Origin of the sequence: Thermosynechococcus sp. PP555, assembly GCF_031583225.1 — a bacterium.
In the GTDB taxonomy this organism is placed as follows: domain Bacteria; phylum Cyanobacteriota; class Cyanobacteriia; order Thermosynechococcales; family Thermosynechococcaceae; genus Thermosynechococcus.
The window spans coordinates 1,055,331-1,072,692 of sequence record NZ_CP134168.1; the positions used below are offsets into that span (position 1 = coordinate 1,055,331).

The 17,362-nt window shown below is 52.5% G+C and carries 12 protein-coding genes and 1 CRISPR repeat array (1 of these 13 running past the window's edge); of the genes, 6 read left to right on the forward strand and 6 right to left on the reverse strand.

Going from position 1 to position 17,362, the window contains the following annotated elements; all coding sequences use genetic code 11:
• A CRISPR array of direct repeats spans positions 1-1,577; the repeat unit is 36 nt; unit sequence GTGCCTCTACCTTTGATGCCGTAAGGCGTTGAGCAC; it begins 1,668 nt to the left of the window's first position.
• A 290-nt stretch (positions 1,578-1,867) separates the two neighbouring features.
• The 5 genes from cas6 (at position 1,868) to cas5 (ending at position 7,904) form a co-directional block, all read left to right on the forward strand.
• Positions 1,868-2,536 carry a type I-MYXAN CRISPR-associated protein Cas6/Cmx6 gene (gene cas6 / locus RHH27_RS04980; RefSeq protein ID WP_302679008.1) on the forward strand — a complete coding sequence of 223 codons (669 nt, stop codon included), beginning with the start codon at positions 1,868-1,870 and terminating at the stop codon, positions 2,534-2,536.
• Between the two features lie 88 nt (positions 2,537-2,624).
• Complete coding sequence (gene cas3, locus RHH27_RS04985; protein ID WP_302679009.1) at positions 2,625-4,805, forward strand: CRISPR-associated helicase Cas3'; 2,181 nt, start codon at positions 2,625-2,627, stop codon at positions 4,803-4,805.
• 14 nt (positions 4,806-4,819) lie between these two features.
• Complete coding sequence (gene cas8a1 / locus RHH27_RS04990) at positions 4,820-6,337, forward strand: type I-MYXAN CRISPR-associated Cas8a1/Cmx1 (RefSeq protein ID WP_206201330.1); 1,518 nt, start codon at positions 4,820-4,822, stop codon at positions 6,335-6,337.
• A 29-nt stretch (positions 6,338-6,366) separates the two neighbouring features.
• Entirely contained in the window at positions 6,367-7,239 is an 873-nt protein-coding gene (gene cas7i, locus RHH27_RS04995; protein ID WP_206201331.1) for a type I-B CRISPR-associated protein Cas7/Cst2/DevR, read from the forward strand.
• Positions 7,239-7,904, forward strand: a complete 666-nt coding sequence (gene cas5 / locus RHH27_RS05000; RefSeq protein ID WP_302676603.1) for a CRISPR-associated protein Cas5 — start codon at positions 7,239-7,241, stop codon at positions 7,902-7,904. The genes cas7i and cas5 overlap by 1 nt, the downstream gene beginning before the upstream one ends.
• Before the next feature lie 52 nt (positions 7,905-7,956).
• On the opposite strand, the gene RHH27_RS05005 is transcribed toward cas5, so the two are convergent.
• Positions 7,957-8,571: a histidine phosphatase family protein gene (locus RHH27_RS05005; RefSeq protein WP_206201333.1), complete on the reverse strand. Its 615-nt coding sequence runs from the start codon at positions 8,569-8,571 to the stop codon at positions 7,957-7,959.
• A gap of 123 nt (positions 8,572-8,694) precedes the next feature.
• Between RHH27_RS05005 and thrC the strand changes: the two genes are divergently transcribed.
• Positions 8,695-9,783, forward strand: a complete 1,089-nt coding sequence (gene thrC, locus RHH27_RS05010; RefSeq protein ID WP_302679010.1) for a threonine synthase — start codon at positions 8,695-8,697, stop codon at positions 9,781-9,783.
• On the opposite strand, the gene RHH27_RS05015 is transcribed toward thrC, so the two are convergent.
• The 5 genes from RHH27_RS05015 to RHH27_RS05035 form a co-directional block, all read right to left on the reverse strand.
• Complete coding sequence (locus RHH27_RS05015) at positions 9,780-10,394, reverse strand: hypothetical protein (RefSeq protein WP_302679011.1); 615 nt, start codon at positions 10,392-10,394, stop codon at positions 9,780-9,782. The genes thrC and RHH27_RS05015 overlap by 4 nt on opposite strands.
• A 111-nt stretch (positions 10,395-10,505) precedes the next feature.
• Positions 10,506-11,900, reverse strand: coding sequence for an ATP-binding protein (locus RHH27_RS05020; RefSeq protein WP_206201336.1), 1,395 nt, complete (start codon positions 11,898-11,900; stop codon positions 10,506-10,508).
• Between the two features lie 4 nt (positions 11,901-11,904).
• Entirely contained in the window at positions 11,905-12,579 is a 675-nt protein-coding gene (rppA, locus tag RHH27_RS05025; protein WP_302679012.1) for a two-component system response regulator RppA, read from the reverse strand.
• 30 nt (positions 12,580-12,609) lie between these two features.
• Positions 12,610-15,435: a cation-translocating P-type ATPase gene (locus RHH27_RS05030; RefSeq protein WP_302679013.1), complete on the reverse strand. Its 2,826-nt coding sequence runs from the start codon at positions 15,433-15,435 to the stop codon at positions 12,610-12,612.
• A 45-nt stretch (positions 15,436-15,480) separates the two neighbouring features.
• Positions 15,481-17,361, reverse strand: a complete 1,881-nt coding sequence (locus RHH27_RS05035; RefSeq protein ID WP_302679014.1) for a GTPase family protein — start codon at positions 17,359-17,361, stop codon at positions 15,481-15,483.
• Between the last annotated feature and the right edge of the window lies 1 nt (position 17,362).

Genomic DNA, 17,362 nt, shown 5'->3' on the forward strand with positions numbered 1-17,362 from the left:
TTGAGCACGATCGGGCGGTGGTTCTAATGCGTCTGCTACTGAATTGTGCCTCTACCTTTGATGCCGTAAGGCGTTGAGCACAAGGGGCTTCTAGGGGCTTTTAGAAGGTCTAGAGTAAGTGCCTCTACCTTTGATGCCGTAAGGCGTTGAGCACTTCCCCAAGGTCGAAAAGTTGTTTTGAATGTTAAATAAGTGCCTCTACCTTTGATGCCGTAAGGCGTTGAGCACTTAATTTTTTCAATCAGCATCAGCACTTGGTGTGCCTCTACCTTTGATGCCGTAAGGCGTTGAGCACGAAGATAGACAATATTGCCGCTCTCATCACGCTTGTGCCTCTACCTTTGATGCCGTAAGGCGTTGAGCACTCTCCAAGCCAATAGGGCGGAATAATCTCCCAAAGTGCCTCTACCTTTGATGCCGTAAGGCGTTGAGCACTCTACAATAACAGTATTGAAGTCTGGAACAACTTTGTGCCTCTACCTTTGATGCCGTAAGGCGTTGAGCACGACTTTTGCTAAGATTAGGTAACCTAGACAATAAGTGTGCCTCTACCTTTGATGCCGTAAGGCGTTGAGCACATTGCCGTTGCAAATACCAGTGCATCTCCTAATAGTGCCTCTACCTTTGATGCCGTAAGGCGTTGAGCACGGGCAGTAGTCGGCGGGCAGTAGGGCAGTAGTCGGTGCCTCTACCTTTGATGCCGTAAGGCGTTGAGCACGGCGTCGCCGCAGTCTAATTGGCCGCAGTCTGCCGCGTGCCTCTACCTTTGATGCCGTAAGGCGTTGAGCACGCCAAGACGCCCAAGACTAAAGGCATTAGACTGCGGGTGCCTCTACCTTTGATGCCGTAAGGCGTTGAGCACGTCTAACACTCGAAAACCTTTAATTCCCCAAGTTTGTGCCTCTACCTTTGATGCCGTAAGGCGTTGAGCACGAGTTTAACTATGCAACAAGAAATTTCTTTTGCCGTGCCTCTACCTTTGATGCCGTAAGGCGTTGAGCACCAAACTAGTGACGCGCAAACTAGTAACGCGCAAACTAGGTGCCTCTACCTTTGATGCCGTAAGGCGTTGAGCACTTAATGAATTAAAAAGCATTCATATTGATATGGTTAGTGCCTCTACCTTTGATGCCGTAAGGCGTTGAGCACGGGCAGGCAGTAGCGAGTAGGACAGGCAGTAGGACGTGCCTCTACCTTTGATGCCGTAAGGCGTTGAGCACATGGCCAAGGACGGCGACCAAGGACGGCGACCAAGTGCCTCTACCTTTGATGCCGTAAGGCGTTGAGCACGCCTCTTTGCCGTGACCTCTTTGTTTTGGCCTCTTTGTGCCTCTACCTTTGATGCCGTAAGGCGTTGAGCACCCCTATAAGGCCTGTTGAATCAGTTTTAGGTATTATGTGCCTCTACCTTTGATGCCGTAAGGCGTTGAGCACCCACCTAGCTTGTAAAACAGTTTTACTTATTCTGAGTGCCTCTACCTTTGATGCCGTAAGGCGTTGAGCACTTTTCTAACTTGATTTCAGTTGGATGAACGCTGAAAGTGCCTCTACCTTTGATGCCGTAAGGCGTTGAGCACTTTTGCCAGAGGACGTTGTGGACAAGATTAATAGTGCCTCTACTCCTAGCGCTGTGGGCTAGCCCAGTGGTTGGTTAACTTTCTTGAATAAAAATAAAAATTTGTATCCAAAAGCTTTTTTGCTCCTTGTGGTTACCTACAGTAGAAGTTAAAATTTTTGTAAGTTGACAACTATAAGCCATCCATTAGCATGATTCTTGAAACTAGACAGTGGCTACCCTTGGCAGTGCTCCAGAGACCCATAGTTGAGGGAAAGCATTCAGATTAGGCGGGGATAATAAGATAGCGTTATGACTAGCCACAATCACTTTCTTGAAATCCATTACAGCTTGCGTGGAAGAACACTGCCAGCAGATCATGGCTATGCATTGTACTCTGCTATTAAAAAACAGTTGCAACAATTGGGGCGGCCAGATCTACCTTCAGATATACCAAGTGATCTTCGCCTTAGCAGTATTGCTGGGATTCCTAACGGTGAGGGAATGATTTATCTAAATCGTGCTTCACGCTTTCGCCTTCGCTGTCCTACAGATCAAGTGCAGACGTGGTATCGCTTTTTCCAGAACCAAGTGTTGGATATTCAGGGGCATCTGATTCGCCTTGTGCAACCTCGAATTACATTGCCAGAGCCTTCAGGAACCCTCGCAGCTCGCCTAGTCACTTTCAAATTAGAAGCAATTGATCACCTAGAAGTGCCCCGCTATTTTTTGGAATCTTGTCAAAAAGGCCTAACTCATTTAGGCATTCAGGGAAAGGTATTTATTCCTTCTGATCCGAATGGTGATTTAGCACGGCGCACGATTCAAGTGAAAGGCAAAAAAGTCGTAGGCTACCGCCTGATTGTCGAAAATTTAACTCCTGAAGATTCTCTAAAGTTGCAGTGGCATGGATTAGGAGGACGAAGACATTTTGGCTGCGGCTGGTTTTACCCGGTCAAGGAGGAACCGGATGCCGCCTAGTTCTACACCACCAAAACTGGAACCTGATATCTTATTAGCCAAATCTTCGGTTCCGGGAGCAGCAGATTGGCAAGGAGCTTACCATCTTGTGGGTCATACTGCCGCTGTTGTGAAATCAGTCACCAGCCTCGTGGATTGCTTGGGCGATCGCCTGATCGAGCAATTTGGGCTAACCTGTGAATTTAACACCCTGAAGGCAACGGCACGGCTGGCAGCCTATTTACACGACTGGGGTAAGGCCAATCACCAATTTCAAGGGGTGGTCAGGTACCCGCTCAGGGCTTCAAATCCATCCGTGCAGCCTCAACAGAACCCCTTGCAATACCCACAACTTATCCGTCATGAAGTGGGGTCTGTCTTGCTGGCGTGGGAGTTCCGAAACTGGCTTGGACGATGCCCCAACGCTGACTTGATGACAGCGATCGCCGCAGCAGGAGGACATCACCTCAAATTAGGCGGTCAGCAGGGGCGAAACACCGGTGCACTGGGGGAGATCCGCGAGGGCAGTGGCGACCCTTACCTGTACTGGTATGTCCATCATCCTTCCTTCCACAAGCTGCTTCGCTATGGGGTGAGAACCCTAGGGCTGCCTCAAATCAAAATCATTCCTCCTTTTGCGTTCTCATCGCGATGGGATATTAAAACAATCAAAGATAAGCGTGACGAAGTCTTGAATGCTTTCATCGAATGGGAACCAGATCTAGCGTTTCTTGCCGTTGTTAAAGCGCTACTGATTGCAGCAGATGCCATTGGTTCTGCCTCGGCGCAGGTTTCAACGAATATTCAGGAGTGGATTCGATCAGAGCTAGAGAATACCCTCACGGAAGCTGATTTACAAAAGGTCATTGATGCGCGTCGGGGGGAATATCCACTGCGCCCATTTCAGATTGATCTTAAAGACAAGTCGAAACGGGTAACATTGGCACGGGCAGGTTGCGGTACCGGCAAAACCTTGGGGGCTTATAATTGGGCGCTCCGCCACGGCATTGGACGCAAGTTATTTTTCTGCTATCCAACAACCGGCACCAGCACTGAGGGCTTTCTGGGCTATGTTCATAACCAAGTAGAGTCAGAGCTGTTGCACTCTCGGTCGGCTGTTGATTTGGAGTTGGCTTGCACAGGAGAAGAAGAAGACAATGGTGATGGAGCGGTTAATGAGGCCGCTCAGAAATTAGAAGCCTTCAAGGCTTGGGGGGCAAAGGTCAATGTTTGCACTGTGGATACCGTTTTGGGACTCCTGCAATGTCATCGCCGTCCCCTGTACTGCTTTCCAGCTCTTGCCAAGGCTGCTTTCGTCTTTGATGAAGTTCATTGCTATGACGATGCTCTCTTTGGTGCCTTACTGCGATTTCTCAAGGTTGTTAAAGCGCCGATTTTGCTGATGTCTGCCTCATTTCTACCGGCGCAGGTGGCGGCGATTCAGCAGGCAGTGGCAGAGGAAATTGCAATAATTCAAGGCCCTCAAACGCTAGAAGACCTGCCCCGCTATCGTTTCCATGAGCTAGCACAGCCAGATTGGGAGCGGGTTCAGCAAGAACTTGACCAAGGCGGTAGAGTTCTGTGGGTTTGCAATCAGGTCGATACAGCGATCGCCATCTACCAAGAGGCAAAAAAGAGGGGCTTGACGCCTCTCCTTTATCACAGTCGCTTTCGCTATGAAGATCGGGTGAAACACCATCGTGCCGTGGTGGAGGCTTTCCAGCAAGATCAAGCTGTTCTAGCAATTACGACCCAAGTGGCAGAAATGTCTTTGGATCTATCTGCAACCCTCCTTGTGACTCAAGTGGCGGATCCCGCAGGGCTAATTCAGCGATTGGGGCGACTAAATCGCCAATACTGTGGTCATTCCTGTGATGCTCTCTTTTACCCTGACGAAAACGTTGGTTTTCCCTATAAGCAAGGGGACTTAGAGGCAGGCTGGGCACTGGCACGCGCCTTCAAAAAACAAGATGTGAGTCAAAGGCAACTGTCAGACTGGCTCAAGCAAGTGAATATTAACACCAAGCCAAAGGAGCACTGCATCTGGCTAGACGGTCGCTGGCAAACCTACTCTGCTCCCTTGCGTGAAGCAGGCTATACCATTACTGCACTCCTCGAACAAGAGCTGGAAAAAATTGCCCCACTGAAGTCGAGTGAATTGCCGCGCTACACCCTTCCCCTCCCTACTAAGAACATCAAAGGTTGGCAGCGCCATAAGAGCGGTTATCTCATTGCCCCTAGAGAGCAGTGGCGCTATTGCCCAGAACTGGGTGCTGTTGAACCTAAGTAGGAGGTGAGTGAGCTTTGAGTCAGTTTACCCTGTCCCTTTTTGACCCTAATTTCCTCCTCCCCCATCGCGCAGGGGTTGCAGGATTGGCTCTAGCCTTATCTGAACTGGAGAACCAACGCAATGATGCTCCATTGGCGTGGAACATTACTGATGAAGCAGTTGAGTTGACATGGAAAGACAGTGATCAAAAGGTTGTGACATGGCTGCTAAAGCAAACCTATCAGATTAATCACCAAGGCTATCTAGAGGTTCCTGCCCTCAAGCTTGATGCACAGGGGCAATACACGTTTACCCAAGGGGTACTCACCACATTCCTCCAGCACAATACGCAGCGCAAACTCAGCAACACTTCTGTCACTCGCACGTTCTTAATTGAGCCGGATCAACCAGAGATCTCGATTGAGGTGAAGCCCCTAGAGAGCTGTTATTACACCAGCGACATCAAGGAGGCCTTTAACAATAAGGGAGCCTTCAAGAAAGAAATTCCCCTGAAGGGAAATCATCTGCCCGGACTGGTGGAATGTTTTGTCAATGGTCCCTATCAAGAATCGCCGCAGGGCTTTCTGGCGTTGCTTTTTTTGCCCCTTGCCTGTGGCTACTACCAACTTCCTCCCCAAACTGTTGGTGGCAAGCTCTCTGCCCGCTCAGCACTGGTGATTCCTGAAGTTCAAAATCTAAAGCACTGGGTTAAGCGCCGTCGGGCGATGTCCGGGTGCACCTATCGAGACTTTCGTAGCAGTGGCGCTGGTGAATCTGCTTTGCACTTTCTACTGCAAGAGAAGGCAATAGAAGAGAGTCAGCAGTTTGGCGGGCACTACTGCGAGGTTTACCAGTTGGGGAAGCAAGTCTGGGATGCCCAGCAAGCTTACCTGAAACAGGCGGTGTATCGCGTAGAGGTTACGGATGAAGTCCTCGAATTGTATGAAGTCGCTCGCCAAGTTTTTCCTGCGCACGTGCGACAAAAGGAGAATGGTGAAACTTGGTTAGCTCTTTCTAAAGCACTGCCTTGGATTTGTGACAATTTAATTGGAGGTCAGCCTTGGTATGCAGGTTTCTTTGAGTTTTACAAACGTAATAAGGCCTATGAACGTGAAGGGTTGGTAAAAATGACTGAATACTTGAATCCTGATGAGCGAGTGCTGTTTGAGGTGGTCCAAGGTGCCTTTAGCGTATACCTGTCTGGGCAATTCAAACAGGCTCAAAAGCAAGGTCGCAACTTAGACTATGGGCAAGTGACCGATAAGGTCATCTACCGATTCCAACGTCCGAGTACGCAACAGGAATTTGCTACTGCATTGGTGGATTTCCTAAGCCAGTTTCGCAGCAAGGCCGCTCGCGATAAAGGCCCGCAAATTGTTCACTGGATTCACCGTGAGGAAAACTGGCGGCGAGCAAGAGATCTGGTACTGCTGGCGATCGCTACCTACCGCAGTAAGAGAGGAGACTCTCTCAACGGTGTCGATATCCCCTTGGAATCAATGGCTGAAGGGGATGTCACAGAAGATGAAATGTTTTCCTTCGCCGATGAATAGTTTCTGTCTCTAATTCAGGAGAAATAACAATGACGAAACATCTTTTTGCAACAATTGTAACGACCACTGCTGTCGCAGCCAACAACCGCGGGGAAGGGGATGGCAGCACCCTCTCAACTTTGCAAAAAATCACCCGTGGCAATGATCAATACACTACTGTGAGTGCAGAAGCGATCCGTTGGGGATTGCGGGAGTATTTTCAAAACCATTACGAAAAAGAGACCAACCGTACATTTAACCCTGAAACCGATCGATATAGCTTCAAAGATGAAAAGTTCAGTGCTGAGAAATATATTGATGATGACTTGTTTGGCTACATGGACGCCAAAAAGGGGAAGGATAATGAAGATGCCACGACCAAACGGCGGGGTGCCCTAGAAATTAGTCGCGCTATGAGTCTGGATCCCTATTGGGGGGATATTGCCTTTGGCTCGAAAGGGGGGGAAAAGGGCAAAACCTCGATTCACAGTACAGAGGTGCACTGCACTGCCTATCAGTACACGATCGCCCTCACGCCAGAAAGTCTTAAGAAACCGGAACGGGCACTACTCGCCTTGGATGCTATTGGCGCTGTCCGTCATGTGGGCGGTAACCATGCCCGCTTTTTGTACGACTTTCGTCCAGAGTCCATTGTGCTTCGGATAACCGATGATCCGAGTCCTTGGATTATGGACGTGTTTAAGCGCATTGGCGAATCGGTGGGCTGCCCGCGGCTAGTGCGACTAGTGGAAGTGGGGGATGTGAAGGCTGATGAGCTAATCGTTGGCGGTGAGATTGCCGATACCCCCTATGGTCAGCAGTTAAAGGCGTTAGGGGTTCAGGTCTATCGCGGGGTCAAAGAAGCGATCGCCCACGCCAAAGAACAATTAAAGCAACAACTCAAGCTTGAGGTACCTGTCTAATGCAACTTTACATTGATTGTCCCTGTACCAGTTTTCCCCGCAGCTTTGCCCGTGACTTTAAGGAGACCTACCGCTATCCACCCCCCTCCACGATCTATGGCATGCTCCTTTCCCTGATCGGTGAAGAGAATTTGGATCAACATTGGGGTGTCAAACTGGCCATTGGTATCGTTGGTGCTGACCCGCCCATTTCGCGAATTTTACGCAAACAGCGGCATCACAAGTTCAGTAAGAATCGCCTCGGCACCTATTCCACGAGTAAATTCTCCAAGCCGAATCACCATGAACTGCTCACAGATGTGCAAGTGGTTGTCAAAGTTGATTCGAGTGAGGAAAATGCACCACTGAAGCTGGTTGATCGGCTGGCGATCGCCCTCACCACACCCCAGCAAATTTCCCGCTTTGGTGGCCTGAGTTTGGGGGAGTCGTGGGCACTGGTCAATGGTGTACGCCCCTATCGGGACAACGATGGCTCGATCCGCTGGCTCATTAAAGACAATCGAGGTCTCATTAGCCTGCCCATCTGGATTGATCGTCAGAGCAGCCAAGGAACCTTTCAACGCTTTCGCTTAGGCAACGAATTTGAAGACCATTGCTGGGTCAGGATTCCGCAGCTAACTGTGCCAACCCCAAGATCGCGACCCTCCGCCGCTCGCAGATCTTGATGCCAATCGAGCAAATTGCGGTTTGTTAACAACCTTAGCCTGAGCTGGCCGTCTAGGAGCACTGATTAAAGGCATTGATGCGCCACCAGCGGATATTTTCTGCCTCAAAGCGGCCATCTAAATCCACTCGTACTGAAAAGTCAAACCAAGCAGCGGGGGGAATTTCCATCCCCCACAGGCGATCGCTCCCCAACACAACACTAATCAGGCACTGCAAAAAGCCGCCATGACTAATACACCAAACACACTGCTCATCCCTGTGGCGTCGGAGTTGTTTCCAAGCCTGTTTTGCCCGCTGCCAGGCCATGGCCATTGACTCTGCCTCTGGTACGGGAATCAGGTAGTCACTCTCTTCAAGTTTTTCACAGAGATCGGGATGCTGCGCCTGCGCCTGCGCCCACGTGAGTCCTGTGAAAATGCCCTGATCAATTTCAATTAACTCCGCCAACTCTTGAACCTTTAGGTCAGGACGAGGATTCATGAGCATCGCCGTATCGTGGCAGCGTTGCAGCGGACTCGTGTAAATGGCATTCGGCGGTGGGAGTTTTTCCCGCAGGGCAAGGGCTTGCTGCCGTCCCCGTTCTGTGAGGGGCACATCTTGCCGTCCTAACATGACACCTGAGGCATTACCCACAGCCTCACCATGGCGGATCAAAATTAAGCGCATTGTGTAGCTCTCCCCTAGGGCGGCAATTGGCAAGTGCAACCCCTGATCGCTAAAATTATCGTACTGTGTGGCTGCGCTCTATCCTCAGCCTCAAATTTATTCATATTTCTTGACTGCGTACCTGTGCCTGTAACACTCTCTGCTCCCCCCATCCGTCCTGCTTGGCATGGCCTGATTCACGCCTACCGTGACTTTTTGCCCGTGAGCGATCGCACTCCAGTAGTTACGCTCTATGAAGGCAATACACCACTGATTCCCGTGCCTCAAATTGCTGCACGGATTGGCCGCAATGTCTCGGTTTATGTCAAGTACGATGGCCTCAACCCGACGGGGAGCTTCAAAGATCGCGGCATGACGATGGCCATTTCCAAGGCCAAGGAAGCGGGAGCCGAAGCCGTGATCTGTGCCAGCACAGGCAATACCTCAGCCGCTGCTGCCGCCTATGCCCGCCGAGCGGGACTGCGCGCCTATGTCTTGGTGCCCGAAGGCTATGTTGCCCAAGGGAAACTCGCCCAAGCCCTCCTGTATGGTGCCGAAGTCATTGCCATTGAGGGCAACTTTGATAAAGCCCTAGAGATTGTGCGCCTAATGGCGGAAACTTACCCCGTGACGCTGGTCAATTCCGTCAATCCCTATCGGCTAGAAGGACAGAAAACCGCTGCCTTTGAGGTGGTGGATAGCTTGGGCAATGCCCCCGATTGGCTGTGTATCCCTATGGGTAATGCAGGAAACATTACCGCCTATTGGATGGGCTTTTGCCAGTATCGTGAGCAAAATCGTTGCGATCGCCTGCCGCGCATGATGGGCTTTCAAGCAGCGGGATCTGCCCCCCTTGTCAAGGGTGAGATTGTCACCCATCCGGAAACGATTGCGACGGCCATTCGTATTGGTAATCCTGCCAACTGGCAACGGGCGATCGCTGTCAAAGAAGCCAGTCAAGGTGCCTTTAATGCCGTCACCGATGAGGAAATCCTCAATGCCTATTGCCTGCTGGCTTCTGAGGAAGGTATCTTCTGTGAACCTGCTAGTGCGGCTTCTGTGGCGGGTCTCTTGAAATTGGCCGATCAGGTGCCCAGTGGTGCCACGGTGGTTTGTGTACTGACGGGCAATGGTCTCAAGGATCCAGAAACAGCGCTCAAGCAACAGAGCGATCGCTTCCACCGCCACATTGAACCCACTGAGCAAACCGTAGCCAAGGTCATGGGCTTTTAGAAACCGCGTTCCGCTCGCATCAGGTGGCGACTGGCCTTCAAGAGTTGTACTGCGGCTCGATGGGTGGCTAAGCTGGCAACATTGGCGGTGGTGGGTGCAGCTGCTGTCAAGCTGGCAGGTTGAGCTAACTGCTGAGCACGGCTAAACAGATCGCGCACGGTGGGATTGCCCCCACGAAAGTAGGCCATTTCTGCTTCGGTGCGGGTCAACTCACGACTCACTTGAAAAGGCGCATCAAAGTAACTGCGGGAGAGATCGGCTTGACCCGTGCGAGCCTCACCAAGGTTGCGAGCAGCTTCATAAATACGGGTGGCTGCTTTGGCCGTTTCCTTGGCTTGGAAGTAGTTGCCGCTTTGCTGAAGTTGCTGGGCTGAGGCCAGTAGGCGATCGCCCAAGCTCAAGAGACTGGCATCTACCCCACTCATGGACTTTGCCCGCATCCCTTCATATTGCGCTTTGGCGAGGTCTCGAAACGCACTCCGCGCCTCCCGTTCCACAGAGCTAGATGAAGGAGAGCCGGGACGTGCCATTGCGGCGGGGGCGATCGTCAGCGGTAGGAGAATTGCTGCAACAGTGGTTGCCACAAGAGGTTGCCATCGTAGAGTCATCATCCTATCCTCCAATTCAACTTGAGTAAGCAGATCTGGCGCTTGGAACAGTGGTTTGTGCCAGATCCAGCTTGAGAATATCAAGTGAAAGTGACGTAAAAGTGACAGCCTATCCTAGGGAGCAAGGGGCAATCTGACGGTAAAGGTAGAACCTTGATTCTCTTGGCTGTGAACTGTGATGCTGCCCCGGTGAAGATGGACGATTTGGCGCACAATCGCTAGTCCTAGCCCTGAACCGCTAATGCCCTGTTGTCGCACCCGCTCATCCCGATAGAAATAATCAAAAATATGGGGCAGGGCCGCTTCACTAATTCCCATGCCTGTATCACTGACGTGAATCACTGCTGAGCTTCCCTGCGGTTCTAACCGAAGCGTAATCGTGCCTCCCTTGGGGGTATAGCGATCAGCATTGGTGAGCAGATTGAGAATCACTTGCTTGAGCATCTCGCGATCGCCCTGAATAAACATAGGAACCGATGGCACTTCGAGATAAAAGTGATGACTAGCTGTGCCTGTTTCCTGCCATTCTTGGACGACTTGCTCGATGAAGGGCACTAAATCAAAGGATGTGGCAAAGTCTGGGGGAGATACCCCCTCATAGCGAGCCAGAAAGAGCAAATCATTTACCAGTTGTCCCATGGCCTTCGCCAGCGTGGCCACTTTTTCTAGCCGAGGTAGGGACTGCTCAGGGGCTTGTCGAGCCAGCAGGAGTCCGACTTGGGCATGGCTGAGAATTGCTGCAATGGGTGCTCGCAGTTCGTGGGAAGCATTGGCCGTAAATCGAGCTAGGCGATCGCAGGCGGCCTCAAGACGCTGTCCCCGCAGATCCACTTCCTGATAGAGTTGGCGAAACCAATGAATTGCTAAACCACTACTGCCCAACCCCACCACCACCGCCAATAGGAGCACAACGGTATTGATCTGCCGCAGCGCCTCTAAATGTTGTTGGCGATCGGCCAAAAGGCGATCTTCTTCGCTCATGAAGGCGTTAATAGCAACACGGGAACGATCCATTGCCTGTTTTGCTTGCTCCAATTGCCGATAAAAGTAGAGTCGTTGCTCCGTCTCTGCTAGAGAAAGGTTGGGGGCGTCCTCCAGTTGCTGTGCTAACAAGTGAAAAGTTTCTTCTACTAAGGATTTGAAGTGCCGAAAGTGCTCTAACTGGTGTGGGTTATCGCTGATCAGTACCTCTAAATTCTCAAGGGTTAAGGGCAATTGGGCGGCAGCAGTGTAGTACGGTTCGAGAAAGCCCACCTGTCGCGTGAGATGATAGCCGCGCACCCCTGTTTCAGCATCAATGAGGTGATTTAATAGCTCCCGTCCCTCAAGCTGCACCCGTTGCGTATGGCGCACCCATCCTTCGTAGTCCGCAATGCTAGCACTGAGCCAAATCAACACCCCCACAGTACTCAAGAGACAGCACACAGGTAGGGCAATGATGACAATGCCCCGTTGGGTGGGGGGCAGTCGCTGCCATCCTTGAACCTTTAGGCATAATCCCTTCAGCATCGTTCTAGGAACTGGCTTGTAGGCGGTAGCCCATACCGTAGATGGTCTCTAGCCAATCGGCACACCCCAGCTCCCCTAGGCGCAGGCGCAAGCGGCGAATTTGGGTACTGACGGCGTTACTTTCTGGTTGATTGTCCCACTCCCAAAGGTTCAGTTCCAGTTGTTCGCGACTAATGACTTGCCCCGGGTGACGCAGAAAAAACTCCAAAAACTGGTATTCCCTTGTGGAGAGCACGATCGTGCGATCGCCCCGTTGGAGTGTCATTGAGGGCAAATCTAAGACTAAATCTTGCAGATACAATTGATCGCCTAGCCATTGGGGCGATCGCCGGCCAAGGGCACGCACCCGCGCCAACAGTTCCATCACATCCACGGGCTTGATCAAATAATCATCGGCACCCGCATCTAGCCCCATCACTTTGTCAGCAGTGGTATCTTTGGCGGTGAGCAACAGTATGGGTGTGCTCTTCCCCTGTTGACGGTACTGGCTACACAGTTCGAGGCCACCGACTTTCGGTAGCATCCAGTCCAAAATCAGCAAGTCATAGGTTTTTTCCTGCATCAGCCATTGGGCTGTTTCTCCCTCCTGAACTCCATCCACCAGATGCCCCACGTGGGAGAGGGCAGTGCTCAGCGGCTCTAGTTGCTCTGGATCATCTTCTACGAGGAGAATGCGCATCCAACCAAACCCTGAGTCAACCTAGAGACACTACTCTAATAATTTTAGTTCTTGGCCTTTGTTGAATAGCCGCAACACCAGTTTCTCTAGCTCCACCCACACAAAGACAAGGGTGCTAAAGCCGATGCACACGGCTAGCTCAGTTCCCGAGAGCAGATAGGTACCAAAGAACCGTCGCAAAGGGGAGGCGTAGATCAGCAGGAGTTGCAGAATCGTTGTCAAAATGACTGATCCCCAAACAAAGAGGTTGGAGGTGGGGCTCATTTCAAGCGTCAGCCGTGTACTGGAACGGGCGGCAAGGGCATGACCCATTTGAGCGAGACAGAGGGTGGTAAAAACCATGGTTGTCCAACGTCTTGGATCGAGTCCTCCTTCCAGATGTTCAGCGGTGTAGCTGTAGGCCCATACCATCAGGGAGATGCCGACGATCGCCAAGATCAAACCGACACGAATCATATAGGAACCCAAGCCACGGCTAAAAATACTTTCATTGGGTTTAACCGGAGGACGCTTCATGACATCGGGATCCCCCGGCTCAACAGCAAGGGCAAGGGCAGGCAGGCCATCCGTCACCAAGTTCATCCAGAGGATTTGCAAGGGCGTTAGAGGCACACCTCCTAGTCCCAGTAGGGGTGAGCAGGCAATCGTGATCACCTCACCAATGTTGGAGCCGAGAATGTATTTAATAAAGCGACGAATATTGCTGTAGATCACTCGCCCTTCCTCGGTAGCGGCGACAATGGTGGCAAAGTTATCATCCAAGAGCACCATATCGCTGGCTTCCTTGGTGACATCCGTCCCCGTAATCCCCATGGCTACGCCAATGTCGGCCTGTTTGAGGGCAGGGGCATCATTCACACCATCCCCAGTCATGGCCACAATTTCACCGTGACGTTGCAAGGATTTCACAATCCGCAGTTTATGTTCTGGAGACACCCGCGCATAGACATTGACGGTCAGGGTTGCTGCATCCAGTTCTGCGGGACTCATTTTTTCGAGGTCTCGACCGGTTAGCGCCTGATCGCCCCACTGACAGATACCAATTTGACTGGCGATCGCCTGTGCCGTCAGTTGATGATCCCCCGTAATCATAATCGGGCGAATCCCAGCAGTGCGACAGGTGGCGACGGCCGCCAGCACCTCCGGACGCGGTGGATCAAGAATGCCCACTAGCCCCAACCAGATCAAATCCTGCTCACTGGTATCTACACTCTCCGCTGGTGGCAGCGCTGACCAGTAGCGATGGGCAATGCCCAAGACCCGCAGCCCTTGAGCGGCAAAGCGATCGTTTTCGGCGAGAATCTCTTGGCGATCGGCCAGTGTTAGGGGTTGAATGTCGTGCCCCACCTGCCGCCATTGACAGCGTTCCAAAGTCAGTTCCGGTGACCCTTTGGTAATCATCCAGTAGGGTTCCTTGGCGGCAATCGCAGGAACGGACTCACTGCGGTAGAACGTACTCATCCGCTTGCGATCGGCATCAAAGGGAAACTCCGCGACCCGCTCCGCCGTTTCCTGCAATGCTTTCAGATCAATGCCCCCCTTAGCGGCCAAGGGCAGGAGAGAGCCTTCGGTCGGGTCGCCGAGAATCACCCATTCGGCTGCGTGTTGTTTGAGCAAGGCATCATTACACAGTGCCCCTGCCAGTAGCAGTAGGTGCCGTTCGTACAATGCTGAGGCGTCATCGGTATTGGCGTCGTAAAAGTCGCCCTTGGGTTCATAGCCATTGCCGCTCACCTTGGCGCGATAGGAGGTAGTAGCCACTGCCTGCACCACCATTTTGTTTTGGGTGAGGGTACCCGTTTTATCCGAGCAGATCGTTGTCACACTCCCCAGTGTCTCCACGGCCGGCAGCCGCCGAATCAGGGCATGGCGTTTCACCATCCGTTGTGTTCCCAATGCAAGGGTGACGGTAATCACGGCGGGCAAGCCTTCGGGAACCACGGCCACCGCCATACTGAGGGAGACTTCAATGAGATGCGGCAGCAGTGAGGGATCGTAGAGACTCCCAGCAATCACGACAATGCTCACCAGCACCAACGCAATGGCGACTAGGCGATTGCCCAGCTCGGTCATCCGTTTTTGCAGGGGTGTGGGTTCCTGCTCCACCCCTTGCAGGGCAGCGGCAATTTTCCCTAGTTCAGTGTCCATGCCGATCGCGGTGACGATGGCGGCTCCTCGCCCTTGGTTAACCTCTGTGCCCGCAAAGACTAGATTGGCGCGATCGCCCAGTTCCGTATCAAGGGGCAAGATTTGCGCAGCATTTTTACTGGCGGCTTCTGCTTCACCGGTGAGTGCTGCCTCGCGGATTTGCAGGTTGACCGCTTCAAGGAGGCGACCATCGGCAGCTACTTTGACCCCCGCTTCCAAAAAGAAAATGTCCCCAACCACCAGTTCAGGGGAATCAATTTCCATGACCTTGCCCTCGCGCAGGACACGCACCTTGGGCGCCGCCATACTTTTCAGCGCAGCGAGTGCCTCTTCAGCACGGGCTTCTTGGACATAGCCTAGAATGGCATTGAGAATCACCACCACCAGAATTGCAGTTGCGTCCTTGGGGAAGGGGATGGTGTTTTCTTCGAGGGATTCGAGAATCTCCAATGTGCCAGAGATGAAGGCCACCACGAGCAGCATGATCAGCATGACATTGCGAAACTGATCAATGAAAATCTGCCAGCGCGGGCGGCGGCCATTGTCAACGAGTTCATTGCGGCCATATTGGGCTTGTCGCCGTTGCACTTCTGCAGAACTCAGTCCCTGTTGGCGATCGCTCCCCAGGCGGCTAATGACTTCATCAGCACTCAGAGCATGCCAAACTGATTCACGATCCATGGGGGAGGAGGCATTGGAGGAGGTCATGGCGGGTGAGGAGATGAACAGTTTTTATCCTTTCTTTATCTTCGTCTATTTTTCTGGAACCATACCAAAGCGCTGCCAATAGTCCTCATAGCGCGCCATCAGCGTCAGAGGTGGCTCAGGCTGTGTCCAAAACTCTACGAGGGTGTGTCCCGTTGCCCAAGTGTCTTGATTGAGGGGGCTACGACGTTGTAGCAGCAAGGGAGCCAAGGTTTTCAGATCAAAGGGGCGCGTTGGTACCTCGATGCGATCGCTGGCATTTTGCAACAGCGTGTAGAGTTCATAGGCCAGTTGCAATTTACAAAGAATCACCGGCAGGTGTTCTAGGGGCAGTTGTTCGGCGAGGAGCCATGCAGCGGCGGGAGACCCCGTGAGCATGGTCGAAAGAAACTGGAGCACTGGTCGCTTGAGCAAATCGGTAATGCCCTGACTGGTGGTGATGCGGTGGCAATAGGTGTCAATGAGGCGAGAAGCAGCGTGAAGCCGTGTCTGGCGATCGCTAAGCCAGCGAGCTATGCGGATCTGCTTGGCGGGGGCAATTAAATTCACAAGGGTATCACTGAGGGCATCGAGTCCCCAAGCCATGCGTTCTTCAGTGCCGTTGACAATCGGCAAAATATGGGGCGTATAGGTGCCCAACTGTTCTTGGCGATAGGCCACCGCCTCGCGAATACTCACTTCCTTGGGACGGGTACCCCGTTGCCAGTCGTAGGGGGGATGCCATTCCCGCAGGGGGCGTAGCCGATCCACTTGGGTGACCGCCACCACAATCGGCAAGTCCCTCACCTCTTGGCGAATCAATTGCAGGGCGGTGATGTCCGGGGCAAGGGCAGGATCCAGCGCTGGGGTCAGCAGCAGCACTACATCCATGCGCGGCAGTAATTCCCGCAGGCGAGCTTGAATATCGGCACCGCGAATATCTTCGTAGCCGGGGGTATCCCACAGGGTCAAATCCTGCTGCCAACGGTATTGCCGGATCTCGTTTGTGTTGGGCAAGGGGGAAACACGGGTGGTGGGGGCAGCAAATAAACTATTGATCAGGCTACTTTTGCCTGCGCCGGTGCGACCCACGAGAAAGACGTTCACAGGCTCAGTTTCGGCACGGGCAAGGGGTAGACTCTGCTCTAAAATGTCCTGTAATGTGCCTGTATCTGTGCGCGGGGTGGGGGTGGGTAATTCCAGTTGGGTGAGGCTGCCACTGTAGAGGGCGATCGCCCGCAGTCCCAAGGCCTTGAGCACCTGTTCCCGCAGGGTGAGCCCCAAGTTAGCAATCAGGGCTTGATTGGCCTTTTGCTGCTGCTCTTGGGTAAAGGTTTTGGTAATCGCCACACTTGGATTGAGGAGCCACTGCGCCCAATTCCAAGCCGTAAAGCCCCAACGCGCAACGGGTGCCACCTGCTGTGAAAGTTCATAGGCGCGCACTGCCTGCCCCAGAGTTACCCGCGACAAAATTGGGTTGAGGGTTTCCAGCCAGCGATCGACATCATCAATCGTGTCCCGCAAGAGGCGGTAGGCTTGGGGCACATAGATTTGCAGCAGGGGACGCTGAGCATTGGGATAATAGACCTTGGCAATCTCACTGACGAGGGTTTGTGCCCGCTGCCAAAAGAGTGGCCAATTTTCCCAAGGGGGTGGGTCTTGACGACTCTGCTCAAGGGTGTGTTGGAGAATCTTCAGGGCGCGTTGAGCCGTTTCTGAATCACTGCTTCTTCTTGGCAAATCAAAGGGACGGGGGTCAATCTCTGTCGGCTGACCCTTGAGCCAATGGGCAACCCCCCACCGCCACAGCAGCAGAATCAGCACGACTACTGCCCAGACCCAACTCAGTCCCCAAGCATGAATTTGTATTGAGGCCGCGGTGAGGATAAAGCTGGCGATCGCCACCAGTGGCAAGATCAAAAGAATCCACTGCCACCAAGAGGGCTGCATC